General features: G+C 60.9%; 20 protein-coding genes. 9 read left to right on the top strand and 11 right to left on the bottom strand.

Annotated elements, in window-relative coordinates; all coding sequences use genetic code 11:
• Positions 1-78: 78 nt before the first annotated feature.
• The 6 genes from JZX88_RS23670 (at position 79) to JZX88_RS23645 (ending at position 7244) form a co-directional block, all read left to right on the top strand.
• The gene (locus tag JZX88_RS23670) at positions 79-2241 is read left to right on the top strand and encodes a TonB-dependent siderophore receptor (protein ID WP_206914931.1); all 2163 of its coding nucleotides are present in this window, start codon (positions 79-81) and stop codon (positions 2239-2241) included.
• Between the two features lie 27 nt (positions 2242-2268).
• A complete protein-coding gene (locus tag JZX88_RS23665) occupies positions 2269-3171 on the top strand; it encodes an iron-siderophore ABC transporter substrate-binding protein (protein ID WP_206914930.1) in 903 nt (300 codons plus the stop codon).
• Positions 3168-5135, top strand: coding sequence for a Fe(3+)-hydroxamate ABC transporter permease FhuB (gene fhuB, locus JZX88_RS23660; protein WP_206914929.1), 1968 nt, complete (start codon positions 3168-3170; stop codon positions 5133-5135). The genes JZX88_RS23665 and fhuB overlap by 4 nt, the downstream gene beginning before the upstream one ends.
• Before the next feature lie 30 nt (positions 5136-5165).
• Positions 5166-5975 carry an ATP-binding cassette domain-containing protein gene (locus JZX88_RS23655; RefSeq protein ID WP_206914928.1) on the top strand — a complete coding sequence of 270 codons (810 nt, stop codon included), beginning with the start codon at positions 5166-5168 and terminating at the stop codon, positions 5973-5975.
• A gap of 248 nt (positions 5976-6223) precedes the next feature.
• On the top strand, positions 6224-6751 hold the full coding sequence (locus JZX88_RS23650) for a DUF992 domain-containing protein (RefSeq protein ID WP_065116278.1): 528 nt from the start codon (positions 6224-6226) through the stop codon (positions 6749-6751).
• Positions 6752-6848: 97 nt separating this feature from the next.
• Positions 6849-7244 (top strand): cytochrome c family protein, encoded by a 396-nt coding sequence (locus JZX88_RS23645; protein WP_161991799.1) that lies wholly within the window; start codon positions 6849-6851, stop codon positions 7242-7244.
• Between the two features lie 3 nt (positions 7245-7247).
• Here JZX88_RS23645 and recX read toward each other — a convergent pair whose 3' ends face one another.
• The 6 genes from recX to JZX88_RS23615 all read right to left on the bottom strand — a co-directional run bounded on the left by recX (position 7248) and on the right by JZX88_RS23615 (position 13320).
• A complete protein-coding gene (gene recX, locus JZX88_RS23640; RefSeq protein WP_206914927.1) occupies positions 7248-7838 on the bottom strand; it encodes a recombination regulator RecX in 591 nt (196 codons plus the stop codon).
• A 70-nt stretch (positions 7839-7908) separates the two neighbouring features.
• Positions 7909-8829 carry an SMP-30/gluconolactonase/LRE family protein gene (locus tag JZX88_RS23635; RefSeq protein ID WP_206914926.1) on the bottom strand — a complete coding sequence of 307 codons (921 nt, stop codon included), beginning with the start codon at positions 8827-8829 and terminating at the stop codon, positions 7909-7911.
• A gap of 34 nt (positions 8830-8863) precedes the next feature.
• A complete protein-coding gene (locus tag JZX88_RS23630; protein ID WP_065116281.1) occupies positions 8864-9811 on the bottom strand; it encodes an ABC transporter permease in 948 nt (315 codons plus the stop codon).
• Entirely contained in the window at positions 9808-10749 is a 942-nt protein-coding gene (locus JZX88_RS23625; RefSeq protein WP_142842503.1) for an ABC transporter permease, read from the bottom strand. The genes JZX88_RS23630 and JZX88_RS23625 overlap by 4 nt, the downstream gene beginning before the upstream one ends.
• On the bottom strand, positions 10746-12209 hold the full coding sequence (locus JZX88_RS23620; protein WP_206914925.1) for an ATP-binding cassette domain-containing protein: 1464 nt from the start codon (positions 12207-12209) through the stop codon (positions 10746-10748). The genes JZX88_RS23625 and JZX88_RS23620 overlap by 4 nt, the downstream gene beginning before the upstream one ends.
• 97 nt (positions 12210-12306) lie before the next feature.
• Entirely contained in the window at positions 12307-13320 is a 1014-nt protein-coding gene (locus tag JZX88_RS23615) for an ABC transporter substrate-binding protein (RefSeq protein WP_206914924.1), read from the bottom strand.
• A gap of 302 nt (positions 13321-13622) precedes the next feature.
• On the opposite strand from JZX88_RS23615, the gene JZX88_RS23610 reads away from it, so the two are divergent.
• Together JZX88_RS23610 and JZX88_RS23605 are read left to right on the top strand one after the other, a co-directional pair.
• Positions 13623-14858, top strand: coding sequence for a GAF domain-containing sensor histidine kinase (locus JZX88_RS23610; RefSeq protein WP_206914923.1), 1236 nt, complete (start codon positions 13623-13625; stop codon positions 14856-14858).
• A 1-nt stretch (position 14859) separates the two neighbouring features.
• Positions 14860-15582 carry a response regulator transcription factor gene (locus JZX88_RS23605; RefSeq protein WP_010973515.1) on the top strand — a complete coding sequence of 241 codons (723 nt, stop codon included), beginning with the start codon at positions 14860-14862 and terminating at the stop codon, positions 15580-15582.
• A gap of 3 nt (positions 15583-15585) precedes the next feature.
• Here the strand turns inward: JZX88_RS23605 and JZX88_RS23600 are convergent, their stop codons facing one another.
• Positions 15586-16602 (bottom strand): DNA topoisomerase IB, encoded by a 1017-nt coding sequence (locus JZX88_RS23600; RefSeq protein WP_206914922.1) that lies wholly within the window; start codon positions 16600-16602, stop codon positions 15586-15588.
• A gap of 101 nt (positions 16603-16703) precedes the next feature.
• The gene (locus JZX88_RS23595) at positions 16704-17930 is read right to left on the bottom strand and encodes a PQQ-dependent sugar dehydrogenase (RefSeq protein ID WP_206914921.1); all 1227 of its coding nucleotides are present in this window, start codon (positions 17928-17930) and stop codon (positions 16704-16706) included.
• A gap of 183 nt (positions 17931-18113) precedes the next feature.
• Here JZX88_RS23595 and JZX88_RS23590 point away from each other — a divergent pair, with 183 nt between their 5' ends.
• Complete coding sequence (locus tag JZX88_RS23590) at positions 18114-18299, top strand: hypothetical protein (protein ID WP_065116289.1); 186 nt, start codon at positions 18114-18116, stop codon at positions 18297-18299.
• Here JZX88_RS23590 and JZX88_RS23585 read toward each other — a convergent pair whose 3' ends face one another.
• The 3 genes from JZX88_RS23585 to JZX88_RS23575 are packed head-to-tail and all read right to left on the bottom strand — an operon-like array spanning position 18300 to position 20233.
• Positions 18300-18926 (bottom strand): class I SAM-dependent methyltransferase, encoded by a 627-nt coding sequence (locus JZX88_RS23585; RefSeq protein ID WP_206914920.1) that lies wholly within the window; start codon positions 18924-18926, stop codon positions 18300-18302.
• 9 nt (positions 18927-18935) lie between these two features.
• On the bottom strand, positions 18936-19604 hold the full coding sequence (locus JZX88_RS23580) for a pseudouridine synthase (protein ID WP_206914919.1): 669 nt from the start codon (positions 19602-19604) through the stop codon (positions 18936-18938).
• A gap of 41 nt (positions 19605-19645) precedes the next feature.
• Positions 19646-20233 carry a YigZ family protein gene (locus JZX88_RS23575; protein WP_206914918.1) on the bottom strand — a complete coding sequence of 196 codons (588 nt, stop codon included), beginning with the start codon at positions 20231-20233 and terminating at the stop codon, positions 19646-19648.
• Positions 20234-20244 lie beyond the last annotated feature (11 nt).

Genomic DNA, 20244 nt, shown 5'->3' with positions numbered 1-20244 from the left:
ACCGGCTGCGCTTATTGGATCACAATCTGCACCTTGCGTAATAAGATGACTTAATTTCTCCAGAAAACTATCCGTCTTGTGACGGCGCGGGTGATGAAGGGTCTTGGCGTGCAGGGAAAAACCAAACACATTTCCATTCTGGCGGGCGGTTGCGCCGCCATTGCCTATGTGGCGTTTTTGTCCCCGCTTCCCGCCCTTGCGCAGGAAGCCGGAACGACGGTGCTGCAGACCATCACCGTGGAAGGTGGTAAAAAGCAGGACCCCAAGGCACCGGTGAAAGGTTATGTGGCCAAAAGCAGTGCCAGCGCCACCAAGACGGGCCGCTCCCTGATCGAGACACCACAATCCGTCTCCGTCATCACCCGGGACCAGATGGAGGCGCAGACTGTCCGCAATCTCAGCGAAGCACTGAATTATGTGCCTGGCGTCGTCGCGCAGCCTTCAGGTTCCGATCCGCGCTTTGATGCGCCGCGTATTCGCGGGTTTGCGGGAAACCAGCTGCAGTTCCTCAATGGTCTGCGGCTGATGCGCACGGCCGGCGCGCCCTCCTACGAAGTCTATGGCCTGGAGCGGGTGGAGGTCATTCGCGGGCCAGCCTCGGTGCTTTATGGTCAGGGCAATCCCGGTGGCCTCATCAATCTCGTCAGCAAGCGGCCGACCTTCGAGCGTTTCGGTGAAGTGGGCGCGCAAATCGGCAGCTTCGATTATTATCAGTCGATGTTCGATATTGGTGGCCCGGTGGCGAATAGCGACAGCTTTGCCTATCGCCTGACCGGCCTTGCCCGCAATGCCCATGCCCAGACCGACAATCTGCAGAATGATCGTTATTTCATCGCCCCGGCTCTCACATGGCAGCCGGATGAGGATACGAAGCTGACGGTTCTCGCGTCCTATCAGCACGATAATCCAAGTTCGCCTTCCGGTCTGCCACCGGCGCTGACTTATGCTCGGCCCGGCAATATGCTGGACCGCAGCTTTTATGTCGGCGATCCGTCCTTTGATACGTCGAACCGCAAGTTCACCAATATCGGTTATGAGTTCGAGCACCGTTTCGACGAGACCTTCACCTTCCGGCAAAATGCGCGCTATTCCAATTTCGACTGGTCCTACCGGGCGCTCGGCATGTCTTCGAGCAGCGGCGGCATGATCGGCAATCTCATCCGCCGCAATGCGACGTTTCAGGACGAGTTGCTGAACACGTTCAACATCGACAACAGCCTGCAGGCGGATTTTTCCACAGGGCCGGTGGATCACACCCTGCTTGTCGGGCTGGATTACCGTTATTTCGACAATAACGTCAAAACCGAATTCTGGGCCGCGACGCCACTCAACCCTGTCAATCCCGTCTATGGCGGACCGGTCAGCCTGACCTCGCGCACGCTTTATGCCGATGTGAAGACGGATATCTCGCAGATCGGCCTTTATGCGCAGGACGAGATGGCGATTGAGAACTGGCGCATCACCGCCGGTCTGCGGCAGGACTGGGCGAGCACCGGCGGCACGACCTTCAACGGCACGACCTATCGTGCACTCGACAAGGACGACCACAAGCTTACCGGTCGCGTCGGCGTCAGCTATCTCTTCGATGGCGGCATCGCACCCTATGTCAGCTATGCCACGTCCTTCGAGCCGGTGCCGCAGCCGGCTGTCGGCGATGCGCCGAAGCCGACCACCGGCGAGCAATGGGAAGCCGGCATCAAATACCAACCCGAAGGTTTCGACGGTTTCTTCTCCGCGGCGATCTATGATCTGAAGCAGAAGAACGTGACGACGACGGTGGGCGGCGTGACGCAGCAGATGGACGAGGCGCACGTGAAAGGTCTCGAGCTTGAAGGCGTTGCAAGCATTGCCGACGGGCTCGATCTGCGTGCGGCCTATACCTACATGGACAGCAAAGTGGCGGGCCGCGTCAACAACGGCAGGGAACTGGACAATGCACCGCAGCATGCCGCGAGCCTCTGGTTCGATTATACATTCGCAGAGGATACGGCGCTTGAAGGCTTCGGTATCGGTGGCGGCGTCCGTTTTGTCGGAAAGCGTTATGGCGATGCCGCCAATACATTCGAGATGAAGGGTCTCACCCTGCTCGATCTCGGCGTGCATTACGAGAAGAACGGCTATCGCGCTTCGCTCCTCGTGCAAAACTTGACTGATAAAGAATATATTTCTAGTTGCTCCACTTTCGGATGCTATTACGGTGACGGAAGAACGGTTATGGGCAAGCTGACCTATCGTTGGTGACGCCATATCAAGTGAAGCAGCAGGGGCATGACGCGCAAGGATCTATGGATGTCCCCCCTTTGGGGGCGGCGGGAATTTTTAGGCCTGCTCGCCGCTTCGGCTCTTGCAGGCAAGGCGCGGGCGGCGGTGACGTCCCGCATCGCCGCAATCGACTGGGCCATGCTCGAAACCTCCGTGGCGCTCGGCATCATGCCGGTGGCTGCAACCGAGCTCATCCAGTTCAGGGTCGGTGCGGTCGAGCCGGAAATCCCTGAGAGCGTTGCTGATCTTGGTCTGCGCGGCGCACCGAATTTCGAGCTGCTGCAATTGACCCGGCCGGATCTCATCCTGATCTCGCCTTTCTACACGCGCTATACCGGCAGGCTGGAAGCGATTGCGCCGGTCTTCTCGCTGCCCTTTTACATGAAGGGCGAGCCGCCTTTCGGAAAGGCGCTTGCGGCAGTGTCGGCTCTTGGTGAAAAGCTCGGCCGGGCTGATGAGGCGCGCAGGGTTTTGAGCGAAACGGACGCGGCGCTGCAAGCCATGCGCACCCGCCTTGCCGGTTTTTCCGCGCGGCCGACCTATGTGATCAATATTGGTGACGCCCGGCATTTTCGTGCGTTTGGTGCTGATAGCATGTTCGGGGATGTGCTTGGTCGGCTGGGGCTCGCCAATGCCTGGGTGGATCGTTCGCAATTCACTTTCGCAGCGCCGGTGCCGCTGGAAAATCTCGCCGCGTCGCCGGAGGCGCGTATCGTCATCGTCTCTGATATTCCGGTGGAAGCCCGCGAGAGCCTGCGCAACAGCGCCATCTGGCGGGCTCTTCCGGCCGTGCGGGAAAACCGCGTGGTGACGCTCGGCAATATCGGTCCCTATGGCGGCATCACCGCCGGCATGCGTTTTGCGCGGCTTCTGACCGAGGCTTTGACGGCGCAGGGAGAAGCCCTGTGACGGCGCGGCCTCTCCAGCTTTTCTTCGGGCTTCTGTTCGTTCTGGCCTGCGGGCTTTCGCTGCATGCCGGCCTGCAACGGCTACCTTTCAGCGCATGGCCCGGCCTGCCATTCGATGCCGCCAAGCTGTCGATGGATCAGGTGATTTTCGCCTTCAGCCTGATGCCGCGTGCAGCTGTCGCCATTCTGGCGGGCGCGATGCTCGGCCTGTCCGGTGCGCTTCTCCAGCAATTGTTGCGCAATCCGATTGCCGATCCTTCGACGCTTGGCATTTCCGCCGGCGCGCAGCTGGCCATCGTCATCGCGACCCTGTTCTTTCCCTCGGTGCTGGATGGTAACCGCCCCTTTGTGGCACTCACGGGCGCTGCCGCTGCCGCCGCCATTGTCTTCCTTCTCGGCTGGCGGCGGTCCTTCGAACCGGTGACCATGGTGGTATCTGGGCTTCTGGTTGGCATTACTGCCGCCTCCGTTTCGGCGGCGCTGACGCTGGCGCAGGGCGAATATCTGATGTCGCTTGTCGTCTGGAACGGCGGCTCGCTCAGCCAGCAGGACTGGTCGAATGCCTTTTCTCTTGCCTTCCAGCTTCTCGCCGGCCTTGCGCTGACCGGTTTGCTGATAAGGCCATTGACGGTTCTTGGTCTCGGTGATGCCGGCGCTCGATCGCTCGGCGTATCGCTGTTTTCGATCAGGCTGGCGGTCGCGGCCGTTGCGGTCGCGCTTGCCGCCTTCGTTGCCGCCGCGGTCGGCCTCGTCAGTTTCATCGGCCTTGCCGCACCGGCGCTCACCCGGGCACTCGGCGTGCGGCGGTCATCCGCCGTGCTCATGGTTTCACCACTGCTGGGCGGGCTGCTGCTCTGGTTCTGTGATGGTCTCATTCAGCTTCTGGCGAGCACGACGGCCGAAGTTTTCCCTACGGGCGCGGTAACAGCGCTGATCGGCGGACCGCTGCTTCTGTGGCTGTTGCCGAAAATCCGGCCGACCGATGTCCATCGCAGCGAAGGCGGCGATGTTGCGGCAAGACGCCGGCTTGCCGCGCTGCTGCCGGTGCTTGTGATCATGGCTGTGCTGATCTTTGCAGCGCTTGCCATCGGCAAAGGCCCGGATGGCTGGACGGTGCTGGGTGCCGGTGACCTGCAAAGCCTTCTGCCTTTCCGCTGGCCGCGACTGGTGGCGGCCATTGCCGCCGGCGGTCTGCTGGCCATGGCCGGCGCACTTCTTCAACGGCTGACCGGCAATCCCATGGCAAGCCCGGAGGTAATCGGCGTCAGCGGCGGCGCCGGCCTCGGTTTTGCCGCCGCCATCACGATTTTTCCGGCGGCAGGCCTCTTTGAATTGTTCGCGGGTGCCGGCATCGGCTCGGCGGCGGTCATGACCCTCGTGCTGTTCTTTGCGGTGCGCCGGTATCTGGCGCCTGAGAAAATACTGCTTGCGGGCATTGCCGTCAGTTCGCTCTGCTCGGCGGTGCTTTCGGCCCTGCTTGCCATTGGTGACCAGCGCGCCTGGCAGATTCTCGCCTGGCTCAGCGGTTCGGGTTCGACGGCGACGCCCGCTTCGGCGATTTTTCTTGCCGTGCTCTCCGTCGTTCTGCTTTCAGGTGCGCTGTCGGTGACGCGCTGGCTGACAATCCTGCCGCTCGGCCGGGATGTGCCGCTGTCCCTCGGGCTGCCGCTCAGTCTCGCACGCATTGCCGTCATCGCGGTCGCCGGCATCGCCACTGGTGCGGCCTCGCTGCTTGTCGGTCCCTTGAGTTTCGTCGGGCTGATGGCGCCGCATATCGCGCTTCGCGCCGGCTTCACCACGCCGCGCGACCATCTGTTCGCTTCATTCCTTTTCGGAGCGGTACTGATGGCGCTTTCCGATCTCGGAGCGCGAACGGTCACCTTCCCCTATGAGCTGCCGCTTGGGCTTTTTGCGGCGCTGGCCGGTGCGCCTTACCTGATCTGGCTTTCAGGCAGGCGCCAATGATGTGTCTGGGCATTTACGGAGATAAAAACCATGGGTGAGGCAGCGCTTGCCGCCGGCTACGACGATACGCCGCTTTTTTCGCTGGAAGGCGTGACGATGGAGGTGCCCGGCCGAACATTGCTGCAGCCGCTGACGGCAAGTTTCGCGACCGGCAAGACCATCGGCCTGATCGGCCATAATGGTTCGGGAAAATCGACGCTGCTCAAGATTCTGGCGCGGATCCAGGAGCCAACGGCGGGTAAAGTGTCGTTTGAGGGAAAGGTGCTGGGTGACTGGGGCAATCGGGAGTTTGCGCGGAAACTCGCCTATCTGCCGCAATATACGCCGGCCGCCTCCGGCATGCTCGCCAAGGAGCTGGTGGCGCTCGGTCGTTATCCCTGGCATGGCGCGCTCGGCCAGTTCACCAGGGCGGATCAGGAGAGGGTGGACGAGGCCATCGAGCTGACCGACACCGTGGCCTTTCGCGACCGGCTTGTGGACACGCTTTCCGGTGGCGAGCGCCAGCGCGTATGGCTTGCCATGCTGGTGGCCCAGAATGCCGAAAGCCTGCTGCTGGACGAACCGATATCGGCGCTTGATCTCGCACATCAGATCGAAGTGCTGTCGCTAGTGCAGAGACTTTCGCGCGAAAAGGGTCTCGGCGTCATCGTGGTGCTGCACGATGTCAACATGGCGGCACGCTTCTGCGACGAGATCGTCGCCCTGCATTCCGGTAATCTGATTGAAAGAGGAACCCCGCAGGAGATCATGACGCCGGAGGCGCTGGAGCGGATTTATGGGGTGCGCATGGATGTCATGACGCATGCCGCCACCGGCTTGCCCGTCGCGCTGCCGCTTTGAGTTTGTTGCAGCAAAACAACGCCTGAAAGCGCTTGTTGTTGACAGGAATTTTCAACGCATTTTCCGCCCTAACAATGTCTTAATGGCATCCTACCGCCATTAGACATTGTTAACCGCTTTGCTTTCCTTGCATCCAATTAAGTTGTTTTGGATCGATTTCAGGGAACAAACGTTAACAGTGCGGAATTCAATATCCGGAGAGGGCAAGAAGGGCTGCTGCGGGTAGGAATAAAACAGGAGAAAACAAGATGAAAAAGGCTGTTGCCGTAACTTTTGCCGCATTGACGATGGGCCTCGGCGGGGCTGCATCCGCACTCGCTGCCGACCTTGCGAGATACGAACCGGCTCCCCAAGAACAGGACGACCGCAACGGCGTCAAGATCGGTTATCTCACCTGCGATATCGGCGGTGGTGTCGGTTATGTTCTCGGTTCCGCCAAGGAACTGGACTGCACCTTCCAGTCCACGATGGGCGCACGCCGCACCGACCATTACACCGGCGCCATCCGCAAGATGGGCGTTGACCTCGGCTTCACCACACAGGGCCGTCTGGTCTGGGCCGTTTTCGCCCCGACCGCCGGTTACCACCGTGGTTCGCTAGGCGGCCTTTATCAGGGCGCAACGGCTGAAGTCACCGTCGGTCTCGGCGTTGGCACCAACATCCTCGTTGGCGGCACCTCCGGCTCGATCCAGCTGCAGACGGTCAGCGTGACGGGTCAGGTTGGTCTCAACCTTGCCGCCACCGGCACCTCGGTTACGCTGACGGCCATGAACTGATTGGCAAAGCGCCCGGTGCTTTGACCGGGCATTCTGTCGCATGTCAAAACACGCCCTCTTCGTTGTCAGACGGGGAGGGCGTTGTATTATCCGGGCCATGATTTCCGTATCCAGATATATTGCGGCAGCGACTGTGTTTTCCCTTCTTGCGGCGAGCGCCTTTGCCGAAGGCGATGCGGCGCATGGGGAAAAGGTTTTCAGCCGCTGTTCCACCTGTCACAGTGCCGATACGCCGCGCACCCGCATGGGTCCGCATCTGATGGGTGTGGTCGGCAGGCCGATGGCTTCGGTGGCCGATTACGGCCATTATTCGCAGGCGCTGAAGGATGCCGGCGCGGCTGGCCGGGTCTGGACGGAAGACGAATTGCAGAAATTCATCGCCAGCCCGAAGAAGGCGATCCCGGGAAATGCGATGCGCTTTTTCGGGCTGTGGAGCGAAACCGATATAACGGACCTGATCGCCTATCTGAAAACGCATCCCCTGCCGCAATAATCGTCAGAGCGGTGCTTCCGCGATGATCTCTTCCGCCTCTTCGAAGGTCATCGCCATAACCTTCGCGCCGATCTCGAAGCCGAAGCCATTGCGGGCGAAGGCGGAAAACTCCTTGCCCTTTCGTTTCTCGTCGAGTTCGACATGGCGAAACGGCCCGAAGGCGCGCTTGCGCGCGAAGATGACGGCGGCGACCAGATCATTGGTCTCCTGCAACGCGGCTGTTGCCGTTTCCCGGGCGATGCCCTTGATCTGAAGTTTCTGCGCCAGCCCACGCTTCGATTTACCGCTGCGCTGGCCGCTTCGCACGGCAATTTCCGCATAGGCCGTATCATCAAGTGCCTTGATGCCATAGGCAAAGGTCACGGCAAATTCGCCGAGCGCCTTTACCTGCGCCGGGCTGATCTCCTCGAATTTTTCCCGTGCCTTGCGCATGATGGCATCGCGCAGCTGCCTTTCCGTCATCATCCGCTGTTCCAGCCGGTAGAGGGCGGAATTTCGTGCCCAGGACAGCATTCGGCTGGTGGGCTCAACGGCCTGCGCTTCGCCGTCGAACTCCATGTCATCAGTCAGGAAGGGGCTGGAATCGTCACTCATGCCGCATTTATAGCGCGGCAAAGCCGTCTTGCCAGTTCCTTGCCGGTCTGAATTCTACGCTTTCAGCGTCTCAGGGTGTCTGCGCACCGGTTGCGGCCACATACACCGAATAGAGTGATTTCGTTGCGGTGATGAACAGCCGGTTCTTTTTCGGGCCGCCAAAGGTGAGGTTTGCAACCGTCTGCGGCACCTTGATCTTGCCGATGAGCGTGCCATCGGCCGCAAAGCAGTGAACGCCATCACCGGCGCTGGTCCAGAGATTGCCGGCCGTATCCAGACGGAATCCGTCCGGCAGGCCATTGTCGAGATTGCAGAATTCCCGGCCATTGGTGAGCTTTATGCCGTCCACCACGTCGAAGACGCGAATATGGCGGGGGCGGGAGACATCGTGGCTGTAGGAACTGTCGGCGATATAGAGCTTCGTTTCATCGGGTGAGAAGGCAAGGCCGTTCGGCTGCACGAAGTCATCGATGGCGATGTCGATCTTGCCGGTTGCGAGATCGAGCCGGTAGACATTGCGAGTCTTCTGTTCCGGCTCGGCCTTGTAGCCCTCATAGTCGGAGAGGATGCCGTAGGTGGGGTCGGTGAACCAGATGCTGCCGTCCGATTTCACCACCACATCGTTGGGCGAATTGAGCCGCTTGCCGCCATAGCTGTCGGCGAGAACCGTAATCGACCCGTCGACTTCGGTGCGGGTAACGCGGCGGCCGCCATGTTCGCAGGAAACCAGTCGTCCCTGCCGGTCACGTGTGTTGCCGTTGGTGAAGTTGGAGGGGTGGCGGAACACCGAGATGCCGCCATCCGGCACCCAGCGCAGCATGCGCTGATTGGGAATGTCGCTGAACAGCAGGCAGTTCAGATCGGCGAACCACACCGGGCCTTCGGCCCAGCGGCAGCCGGAATAAAGCTCTTCCAGCTCGGCATTGCCGACGATCAGATGGCGGAAGCGGTCGTCGTGGATTTCGTAAGGGGAGGTGTTGTCTGTGGTCATGAGCGTGGTCCGCTTGTGGGCTTGTTGTTTGGGGTCAGCGCGTGGCCTTGGGGCCGCTTGCCAGAAGAATGACGGAGATGATGATGAGGCCGGTGAGGATGAGACGGATGCCGGCGCCGAAACCATAGGTATTCAGCATCGAAACCACCAGGAACATGAAGAGCGAGGCGCCCCAGATGCCGGGCACATTGGAATCGCCGCCCGCCACCGCCGTTCCGCCGATGACGACGACGGCGATGGACATCAGCAGATATTCCGAGCCCATGTTGAGCGCAGCACCGCCGGAAAAACTGGCGAGAAGATAACCGGCAATCGCCGCCAGCACCGCGCAGAGCACATAGGTGACGAAACGGGTGCCATCCACCGGAATGCCGGTCATGCGGGCGGCAAAGGTGCTCTGGCCGATGGCGGAAATCCAGCGCCCATAGAAAGTGCGATCTAGCAGCAGCCAGGCGACGACCGAGAGCAGCAATGCGACAAGTGCGACGTTCGGAATGCCGAAAGAGCTTGATATCGCGAATGTCGCCAATGTTTCCGGCGGTTTGATGCGCAGACCGCGGTTCGACCAGATGGCGATGGATTGCACGATGAAGCTCATCGACAGCGTCGCGATGATTGGCGGGATGCGTAAGAGCTTGATCAGCGCATAATTGCCGATGCCGATGGCGATGCCGATCAGGATGGCGATCAGCAGTCCGGGCAGAATGAGACCATCGGACACATCCATGAATTTCAGCGCCAGCGTGCCTGACAGTGTCATTGTCGCGGGAACACAGAGGTCGATATTGCCCGGCCCGAGCGTGATGACGAACATCTGGCCGATGCCGACGATGACGGAAAAGGCCGCGAAGGTCAGCGCCGCATGCGACAGGCCGAAGGAGCTTGCGCCGCCGGTGAAAAGCACGGTGATGATCCACACCGCAGCTGTTGCGGCGAACGACCAGATCCACGGTTTTTTCGTAAGGGATGACAGCCCGTTCATTGATTTTTCTCCCGCTTTTCAAGACGGTTGAGCAGGATGCGCAAGGCAAGCACGATGATGAGGATCGCGCCCTGCGCACCGATCTGCCAGTCCGGCGAAATGCGCATGAAGGACAGGAAAGAGCCGGCAAGCGTCAGCGTCAGCGCGCCGATGACGGCGCCGATGGGCGACACCCTTCCGCCGACGAATTCACCGCCACCGAGGATCACGCCGGCAATCGACAGCAGCGTGTAACGCAGGGCGATATTGGCATCGGCCGCGGTCGTCAGTCCGACAAGGGCGATGCCCGACAGCACCGCGAAGAAACCGGCAAGCGCAAAGGTGGCAGCGCGGATGCCGACCACCGACCAGCCGGAACGCTCGACGGAGCGGAAATTGCCGCCGACGCCGCGCATCAAAACGCCGAAAGAGGAGCGCATGACGATGTAATGCGCGACGACCGCGATCAGGATGCTGGCGACGATTGCGATCGGCACCAGCGGTGGTTTGGCTGTCATCAGTGCCCGAATGAAGGCGGGGGCCTGACCACCCGGCGAGGGCAGAATGAGCACGGCCAGACCGCCCCAGACGAAGCTCATGCCGAGTGTGACGACGATGGAGGGCAGGGCGCGGATATGGATGATGGCCCCGAGTGCGGCATAAACCGCAATCGCGCCAGCGAAAATCGCGATCCCCAGCAGCGGCGTCGTCTGCAGGAAGGTGGCGGTGACGCAGGCGCAGAAACTGACGAAGGTGCCCATCGACAGGTCAAGATCGTTGACCGACATGATCAGCATCTGCGCAATGGTGGCAAGTGCGATCGGCACCGCCAGATTGAACAGCAGGTTCATGCCGGTATAGCTCATGGCGCGCGGCTGCATGTAAAAGACGGCGGCAAGCAGGAAGGCGAGCGAGGCGGCGGGAATGATGAGACGAAGGGCGTTTGCCGAGAGTTTCATGCGTGGTCCTCGCCGGCAAAGGAGGCGGCCAGCACATTCTGCTCGGTAATGTCATCGCCGACGAGTTCCGCCTGAATGGCGCCGTCGCGGAAGACATAAACCCGGTCGCAAAGGCGGATTTCATCCATTTCGGTGGAATACCAGATGAAGGTGCGGCCGTGGGAAGCTTCGGTTCTCAAGATGTCATAGACCTCCTGTTTGGTGCCGATATCGACGCCGCGCATCGGGTCGTCCATCAAAACCGTGCTGGCGGTGGTGGCAAGCGCACGGGCGAAAAGCACCTTCTGCTGGTTGCCGCCGGAGAGCGAGAGGATCTTGTTGCCCATATCGGGCGTGCGGATTTCGATGCGCTGTTTCCACTGCGCGCCGACCGCATTTTCCTTGTCCCTGTCCACCATGCCTGCCGATGAAATATCCTTGAGCGAGGCGATGGAAAGGTTCTTCAGGATACTCCAGAGCGGGAAGGTGCCGTTCAGACTGCGATCGCCCGCCACGAAGGCGATATCGGTCTTTCGCGACGGCAGCCAGCTGTTGTTCTGCGCGAGATAAAGATCGAGCAATGCTTCGGTCTGGCCGTGGCCGCCAAGGCCGGCAAGGCCGATGATCTCGCCGCGAAAGGCCTCGAAGGCGAAGCCTTCGCCCCGGCGTGCCGGCATGGAAAGCACTTTTTCGCCTGCCTTGCGGCTTTCGCCCCGTCGCCTGTCCTGTTCCTTGACGACGCTGCCCATGGCTTCGACCAGCGAGCGGGTGGTGAACTCCGCCGCATTCCGGTCGGCCACCACCCGGCCATCCTTCATCACCACGATACGGGTGGCCGTCGAAAGAATTTCCCCGAGAATATGCGAGATCAGCAGGACGGAGCCACCCTCGCGCACGAAACGGCGGACATAATCCATCAACTGTTCGGCAAGGCCGGCGTCGAGCGAAGACGTCGGCTCATCGAGGATCACCAGTCTTGGCGCCTCTGGGGTCCGGCAGAAATTGATGGCGATTTCCACCATCTGCCGTTCGGCGATGGACAGTTCGGAAATCGTCAGCTCGCAATCGATGCCATGGCCGGGGAAAATTTCGTCCAGTGTCTGCCGGATCGTCGTCAGCGCCCGGCCGCGCCAGTTCCGGCCGCCGATTGCGGCATGCATGATGCGGACATTTTCGCTGATCGTGAGGTTCGGGCAGAGCGATAGTTCCTGAAACACACAGCGCACGCCACTGGCGCGGGCGGCGGCGATGCCATGCCGGCCTTGCTCGCCGCGATAGGAAACGGAACCTTCATGTGGCGTCAGCCCGCCATTGATGACGTTGACGATGGTGGATTTTCCCGCGCCATTATGGCCGACGAGCCCGAGGCATTCCCCGGCGCGGATGATGAGGTCGGCTCCATCCAGCGCGCGCACGGCGCCGAACACGACCTTCACGCCGCGCGCGGCGACGACCTCTTCCGCCTCGATGATGTCATTCATGAGCAATTACGCCAGTGATGTGAAAATCGGATAATATCGGTAGTGGCTGCGACGCCCGTTTCGGAGCGCCGCAGCTATCTGTCGTGAACCGGCCCGCTTATTTGGCGGCGATGGCCTTCTGGGCGTCCGCCTGCGAATATTCCACATTCGCCACGCCGCCCTTCTGGGTGGTCTTGAGGTTCTCCTCAAGATTGGCCTGGTCGATGCGCAGGAAGGGAACGGTCAGATCCTTCTTCACATCCTTGCCGTCGAGGATTTGCTGCGCCACCCAGAAAGCCAGCGTCGAAACGCCGGGGGCGATGGAGACGGACATGGTCTCGTAACCGCTGGCATCCTTCTGCTGTTTCCACCATTGCAACTCGTCTTCGCGGTTGCCCATCACGATGGTCGGCGTCGGGCGCTTGGCGGCGGCGAAAGCCTGTGCGGCACCGTAGCCGTCACCACCCTGTGTCACCACGGCGGCAACTTCGGGAAGGCTTGGCAGGATACCGGCAACGGCACGCTGCGCGACATCCTGTGCCCAGTCGCCATTCACCGAACCAACGATCTTGAACTGCGGGTTCTTGGCGACACCGGCGGCGATGCCGGCATGGATTTCGTCATCCACCGAAACGCCGGCAAGACCGCGAATTTCGAGCAGATTGCCACCCTTCGGCATGGCCTTGGCCAGATAGTCGATCTGGCTTTCGCCCATCGCCTTGAAATCCACCGCGATACGCCATGCGCAGGGTTCGGTGACGATGCCATCGAAGGAAACGACGGTAATGCCGGCATCGCAGGCTTCCTTCACCGCGCCATTGAGGGCAGTCGGTGAAGCGGCATTGATGACGATGGCGTCATAACCCTGCAAGATGAGGTTCTGGATTTGCGCCGCCTGTTCAGTCGCCTGGTTTTCGGCGGTCGTGAAGGCGTCGGCGGCCGCGACCTGCTTGTCGACGACAGCCTGTTTGGTGATCTTGTCCCAGCTGGTCAGCATCGCCTGACGCCAGGAATTGCCTGCGTAATTGTTCGAAAGCGCGATTTTTTTGGCCGACGTATCGGCATGAGCGGTGATCGGCAAGGCTGCGCACGCGACAGCGGCCGACGCCAGAAGCATCTTCCTGAAAGCCATTGATTTTCCTCCCTGGTGGCTTGCCCTTTCGGGGCCGGAACCCTCACCCGCCGCAAATCTCCTCGGCAGCAGACGAAATCCCGTTGCACTGGAGCTCCGTTCCCCAGTACAAGCGAGAATGACCAAGAAGATTTGGCTTGTACAGGCGGATCACGGCAATCTTCCTGCGGGTTTCCGCAGAAAGCATGCGGGAACCCGCAGGACGAAACGGCCTTGCCGAGCGCAGAATGGATGACGCGGCGTTCTGACGGGTCATCTCAGCCGCAATGGTCGAAGGCAGGCGCTTGGGAGGGCGTCCGCACATGCTGGATACGCCGAAAAGCGCGCTCTTTCACCACTATATGGGCATTTCGCGGTTGCTTGCCGGGCAGCTGGAATTCAATGCCATCATCCAGGCTGTCGCCACCGAGATCAGCCATATTATCCCGCATGACCATATGGATGTCTGCATCAAGCAGCTGGATGACAAATATCACATCGCCTATGAGAGCGGTCTGGTCAGCGCCTGGAGCCGGCAGCCGCCCGCCCTTCTGACCGGTAGCCCGATCCGATCCCTGCTGTCAGGTGCGGTCGAATATCTTTTGAGCGGCGATGCCTGCGCCGATCCGCGTTTTCATTTCGAAGGATCGTTTTCAAGCCCGATCATCGAACTTGGCCTGCATAGCCGCCTGCATGTGCCGATGAAGGTGCATGGTGATATCATCGGCGCGCTCAGCTGCTCCTCACATCAGTCGGATGCCTATTCGATGGAGGATGTCGCCAATGCCCGCGCGGTTGCGGATTTGCTGGCACCCTATTTCTATGCCATTCGCGCCGCCGAGCAGGCCAAGCGTTCGGCCATCGAGGAGGCGCGCGCCAATGCCCGCGAGGAGGGCCTGCGGCTGGGCGCCCTGCAATTGACCGAGGCGCTGGAGGCCGAGCGGCAGCGCATCGGCATGGATTTGCACGACCAGACGCTGGCGGATCTCACACGGCTGGCGCGGCGCATCGAACGCATGAGCCATGCCGCCGATGTTTCGGGCGAGATGCTGGAGCCGGTGGTGCGCAGCCTGCAGCACTGCATGCAGGACCTGCGCGAGATCATCGAGGAGGCAAAACCCTCCATCCTGCAATTGTTCGGCGTCGTGCAGGCGATCGAGACCTATGTTGACCGCTCCGTTCGTGACAGCGGATATATGATTGAATGGTCGGTAACCGATGAGACCGATGGGCTGGTGGAAACGCTCGACAAGACGGTGGCCATCTCGCTGTTCCGCATCGTGCAGGAGGCGGTCAATAATGCCATTCGCCATGCCCAGCCGGAAACCATTGCCGTGACGCTTTCCTCCGTCGATGGCGGTTTGCGGGTGACTGTCAGTGATGACGGCAGCGGCGGCGGTGGAGGCGGGGCCTCCGGCGGTCTCGGCATCGGCAACATGAAGACGCGGGCGCGGCTGATTTCGGCGCGGTTCGATATCGGCGGCAACGGCGCGGGAGCCGGAACCCGCATGACCGTAACGCTGCCGGAAGGCGCTTTCGACCGGCGGGAGGATGTGTGACATGGATGTGCTGATCGTCGAGGACGATGCGCTGCACCGCGCCTATCTCAATGAGGCCGTGCGCGCCGCCCTGCCGGAATGTGACAAGGTGCTGGAAGCAGCCAACGGCAGAACCGGCGAAAAGCTGGCGCGGGAGAACCGGGCCGCCCATATCGTCATGGATTTGCAGATGAACGAGCGCAACGGCATCGAGGCGGCGCGCACCATCTGGAAGGAGAGGCCGGATACCCGCATCCTGTTCTGGTCCAACTATTCCGACGAGGCCTATGTGCGCGGTGTTTCCCGCATCGTGCCCGAGGGTGCCGCCTATGGTTACGTGCTGAAATCGGCCTCCGATGACCGGTTGCGGCTGGCGCTGCGTAGCATCTTTATCGAGGCGCAATGCGTGATCGACCGGGAAGTGCGTGGTCTGCAGGAAAAGAGCCTTGGAAAGGCGCATGGTTTTACCGATTCCGAATATGAAATCCTTGTCGATGTCGCACTCGGCCTCACCGACAAGGCGATTGCGCGCCGCCGCAACCTGTCGCTGCGCAGCGTGCAGAACCGGCTGCAAAGCCTCTATGAAAAGCTGAACGTGCATCAGGCGCCGGGTGATGACGATGCGGAAGGCCGGTATAATCTTCGAACCCGCGCCGTCACGGTGGCCTTCCTGCGCAAGCTTTTGAATTACAGCGCGCTGGAAAGGGCCGAGCGGGAACTGGCGGAGTGGGCGGGTAGCCGCTGAGCCTCACGGCAGGAAGGCAAGCAGCCGTCTTTCATCCGCCCTGAGGCCGGAGACGGGCTTTGCCCCGACTTTCAAAATACGGCCAAGCTTTTTCTGTGCCTTTTCCTCCGTCGCAATCTCAAGAACGGCAGGGTGCACGTAACTCTTGCGGCAGATGGCAGGGGTATTGGAAAGCTCAGTCGCTGCCGCCTGACACATGCCCTTTATGCTTGGTTTTCCCCCTGCCGCCACATGCTCCATCGCATCGCAGAAGGCCGCAAGCGTGCCGCCCCAGGTGCGAAAGGTCTTGGCGGAAATACCGGCTCCGCCGGTGCGGGAAAGGTAAGCGTTGAGATCGCTGGAATCGACCGAATGCACCCGGTTTTCGCTATCCTGCCAGACGAAGAGCTCCTTGCCGGGCAGATCGGCGATTTCCTCGAGGATTTTTTGAAGGCGGGGATGGCGCAATTGCCGCTTCACTTTTTGCCCGCCCTTGGCGGCGAAGCGCAATTCGATGGTTTCACCGAAGGAGACGTGCCGTTTGAGCAGGGTCGTCGCGCCATAGGTGCCGTTGGTTTCGAGATAGGAGCGGTTGCCGACGCGCAGATAGGCGGCGTCAAGAAGGAGGGTGAGCGCTGCCAGCGTCATTTCCTCCCCATGGTCCTGCTTGCCAATATCGGCTATCGCGCGGCGACGAATGGCGGGCAACGCCTTGCCGAAACTCTTGAGCTGGAAGAATTTCGTCTCACCACGCAGCGCATGCCAGTCGGGATGATACCGATATTGTTTTCGCCCACGCGCATCAAAGCCGGTGGCCTGTAAATGCCCTGATGGATCGATGCATATCCAGACGTCCCGGTAGGCGGGCGGCACGCCGAGCGACTTGATGCGCTTCAGTTCGATGCCGTCGGAGAGAAGTTCGCCGCCCGGCAGCCGGTAACAGAAACCACGCCCGCGTTTTTCGCGGGAAATACCCGGCTCCTGATCATTGACATAGGTAAGTCCGATTTTGGCAAGAAGGCGGGTAGGCGGTTGTGGCATGGTTTTTCCGGCAGGTTTTACGCTGCGGCAAACGAAAAACAGGCCGCCTTCGTTCCGGCGGCCTGTTGCTTTGATCATCAGTTTTTGCAGCCGATCGTTTTTCAGCTGGCTTTGGCAATCCGGAGAATCTGCGAGTTGCCGCCCCGCTGTTCGGTTACGGCATAGACCGCGCCATCCGGCCCGATCTTGACGTCGCGGATGCGCGCTTCGAGCGGTAGCCGGCTTTCGGTCGCGACTTTGTCGCCATCGATATGCAGGATGACGAGACCCTGGCTCACCAGACCACCGACAATGAAGGCGCCCTTCCACTCGGGAATCTGGTCGCCGCCATAATAGGCCATGCCGGAAGGGCCGATGACGGGGTCCCAATAATAGACCGGCTGTTCCATGCCTTCTTTGGCGGTGGCGCCTTCGCCAACCGACCGGCCGCTATATTCGACGCCGTAGGTGATAACCGGCCAGCCGTAATTGAGGCCCGCTTTCGGCATGTTCAGCTCATCGCCGCCCTTCGGGCCATGTTCCACGGTCCAGAGCCTGCCCTCTCCATCAAGTGCTGCGGCCTGCAGGTTGCGGTGGCCATAGCTCCAGATTTCCGGCAGCGCATTCTGCTGGCCGGCGAAGGGGTTGCCCTTGAAAGCCTTGCCTTCGGCATCAATGCGAAAGACCTTGCCAAGACCACTCGACAGATCCTGCGCCTGAACGCGCGGTGTGGCATCCGAACGTTCGCCGACGGTGACGTAAAGCTCGTTGTCAGGGCCGAAGACGAGGCGCGAGCCGAAATGCTTGTCGCCGTCATAGGTGGGCATCTGGCGGAAAATCACCGAGACATCTTCCAGTTTTGCCGCACCGCCATCTTCGGTCAGCTTGGCTGAGGCGACGGAGGTGCCGTTGCCGCCATCACGTGGTTCGGAGAAGGAAAAGAAGATTTTACGCGATGTCTCGAAATCGGGAGCCAGCGCGATGTCGAGGAGACCACCCTGTCCAGCGGATGCCACCTCAGGCACACCCCCTATCGCGGGGCCTGCCTTGCCATCAGCGACGATATGCATGGCGCCTTCCTTGGCGGCGACGATCATGCGGCCATCGGGCAGGAATTCCATCGACCAGAGATGCGGCAGACCCTCGGCGACAACGGTTTTTTCAATGTTTGGCTGGGCGTCAGCCTGCGGCGCGCGCGTCTGGCCCTCGAAAGCCGGCTTCTGATCCGGCGCATTGGCCCGTTTCGTCTCGGCAGCCGGGGCGGTCTGTGCATGGGCAGCGCCGGCAAGTGGCACGGCAAGCAGCGCGCACAGGATCGTCGAACTCAGAAATCGGTTGTTGTGGAACATGGGTCTCCCTTCCTTCGTTTACGTCAGGCAGAGAACCATTTGGGGAGGATTTCGTTTCCTGCGAGAGTTTCAAGAAAACTTGATGAGGCCGTGTGCTGTCACGCGCCCTTTTTTCATCCATGCGAATTGATAGGGAACCGGAAGCCCGCCGTCACGTTTGGCCTCTGTCAGACGGAGGACGCCATGCAAATCATCGACAACAAGACAATAAACGGGAACAGAACCAAGCCGATCCTGAACGTCGCGGAATTCTGCCGCCGTTACCGGCTGGACAAGGCGGAAGAGACGAGGCTCAGAAAGCTGTTCGGCGAGTTCGCCTCGCGGCACGAGCTTCTGATGAATGCGCAGCGCAAGCCGAGCTTCCGCTGATCATTCCTCGGGATCGAGAGATTTTCCGAAGATCATGAAGACATCATAACGGGTATTCTTGCCCATTATCTGATGCGAGGGCTTGCGAATGCCCGGCATCGGATCGGCGCGCAGCGGCCATTTCAGAACCACCCGTTTCGTCGCATTCTCCAGCGCCGCCTCCATCAGTTCCACCTGATCGGGATCGGAACCCACCAGTTCTCTCAGCACCCGCATCTCTTTTTTCACCAGCGCCGTGTTGTGGCGCGGCGGATGCATGGGATCGACGATCACCACCTCGGGTGAAAGCTCTTTCAGCAGATAACGGGAATCGCCATTGAGGAGCGTCATGCGCGCAGCTGCCTCGGCATAGGCGCCGCCCGCTTCAAGGGCGCGGCGAATACCGTCCGCCAGATGGGCGTGCATGCCCGGTGAGCGTTCAATGAGGGTAACCTCCGCCCCGAGCGACGCGAGCAGGAAGGCATCCCGCCCCAGCCCCGCCGTGGCATCGACGATTTTTGGCGTGCGGCCCTTGGTGAAACCGGCGGCTTTGGGCAGGGCCTGCCCGCGCCCTTCGCCGGAGCGGAAACGGTGCCCGACCGCACCGCCGACAAAATCCACCACGAAGCTTTCGTCTTGCTCTTTCATCGGAGGCCTTCAGAACGGGCAGGGCACGGTATAGGTGACGTCGCGGCCATCGGGATGGCGGAAGCCGATCTCCTGCGCATGCAACATCAGGCGTGGCGCGGCCGCGAGCGCCTCGCCATCGGCATAAAATTCATCGCCGAGGATCGGATGGCCGAGCGCCTTCATATGCACCCGCAACTGGTGGGTGCGACCGGTGAGGGGCGTGAGTGCCAGCCTTGTCGCCGGAAGCGGCAATCGTTCCAGCACTCGCCACAGGCTTTGCGCCGGCTTGCCATTTTCGTGGTCCACGCGATGGCGAGGTTTGTTATCGGGATCGATCGCCAGCGGCAGGTCCACCTCGCCCGCTTCATCCGCGACCGTACCCCACACGACGGCCACATAGGATTTACGTGTCTCGCGGTTCTCGAACTGGGCGGCGATGGCGGCGTGGGCCCTGCGGTTCAACGACATCAGCACGATGCCCGATGTGTCCTTGTCGAGCCGGTTGATCATCAGCGCTTTCGGAAACTGTTTCTGCACCCGCGTCATCAGGCTATCGAAGAGCGCCGGATCGCGCCCCGGCACGGAGAGAAGCCCGCTCGGCTTGTCCAGCACCAGCAGATCGTCATCCCGGTGGACAATGGTGAGCCAGGGCTCGAGCGGCGGATTGTAGATGGGGTTGGAAAGCTCAGATGACATGGCGCTTCCTTAGCACGAATCTCGCATTCGGACAGGCGTGCTTAGTCGGGAATATGGAGATTGACGCGCCCGCTGGTCAGGTCGCTTAAAAGCCGGGTGAGACGTTCGGCTTCCCCGGCCGGAACTGAGAGCAGCATATCCGCACCGGTGCCGGTGAAATCCTCCCTCTCCAGCCGCAGGTTCTGCGTGGCGGCAAGGCGGGATTTTACGAGCGCCAGATCGGAAAAGGGGCAGCTCAGCGTGGCACTGACATAGGCGATGACCGGCGAGGTCTCACCAAGGCGAAGGCAGGCCGCCGCCGTGCCGCCATAGGCGCGCATCAGGCCGCCGCTGCCGAGCAGGATGCCGCCGAACCAGCGGATGACGAGAACGGCGACATTATCCAGCGCCTGGCCGTCAATGGCCTGAAGGATCGGCTTCCCGGCTGTCCCCGAGGGTTCGCCGTCATCGCTGAAACGATAGGTCTGACCGGTGCGCCACGCCCAGCAATTGTGGTTGGCATCGAGGTCCGAATGCGCCACGAGGAAGCTTTTTGCATCCTCCTCGCCGGTTATCGGCGCGGCAAAGGCGATGAAGCGGCTTTTCTTGATATCCTGTGAAAAGGTAACGGGGCGGTCGAGCGTGAACATGGCCGTTCAAT

It is taken from the genome of Agrobacterium sp. OT33, from assembly GCF_017313365.1.
In the GTDB taxonomy this organism is placed as follows: Bacteria; Pseudomonadota; Alphaproteobacteria; order Rhizobiales; family Rhizobiaceae; genus Agrobacterium; species Agrobacterium rhizogenes_A.
Note: the sequence above shows the minus strand (reverse complement) of the source record. Positions and strands in the feature narration are given on the sequence as shown.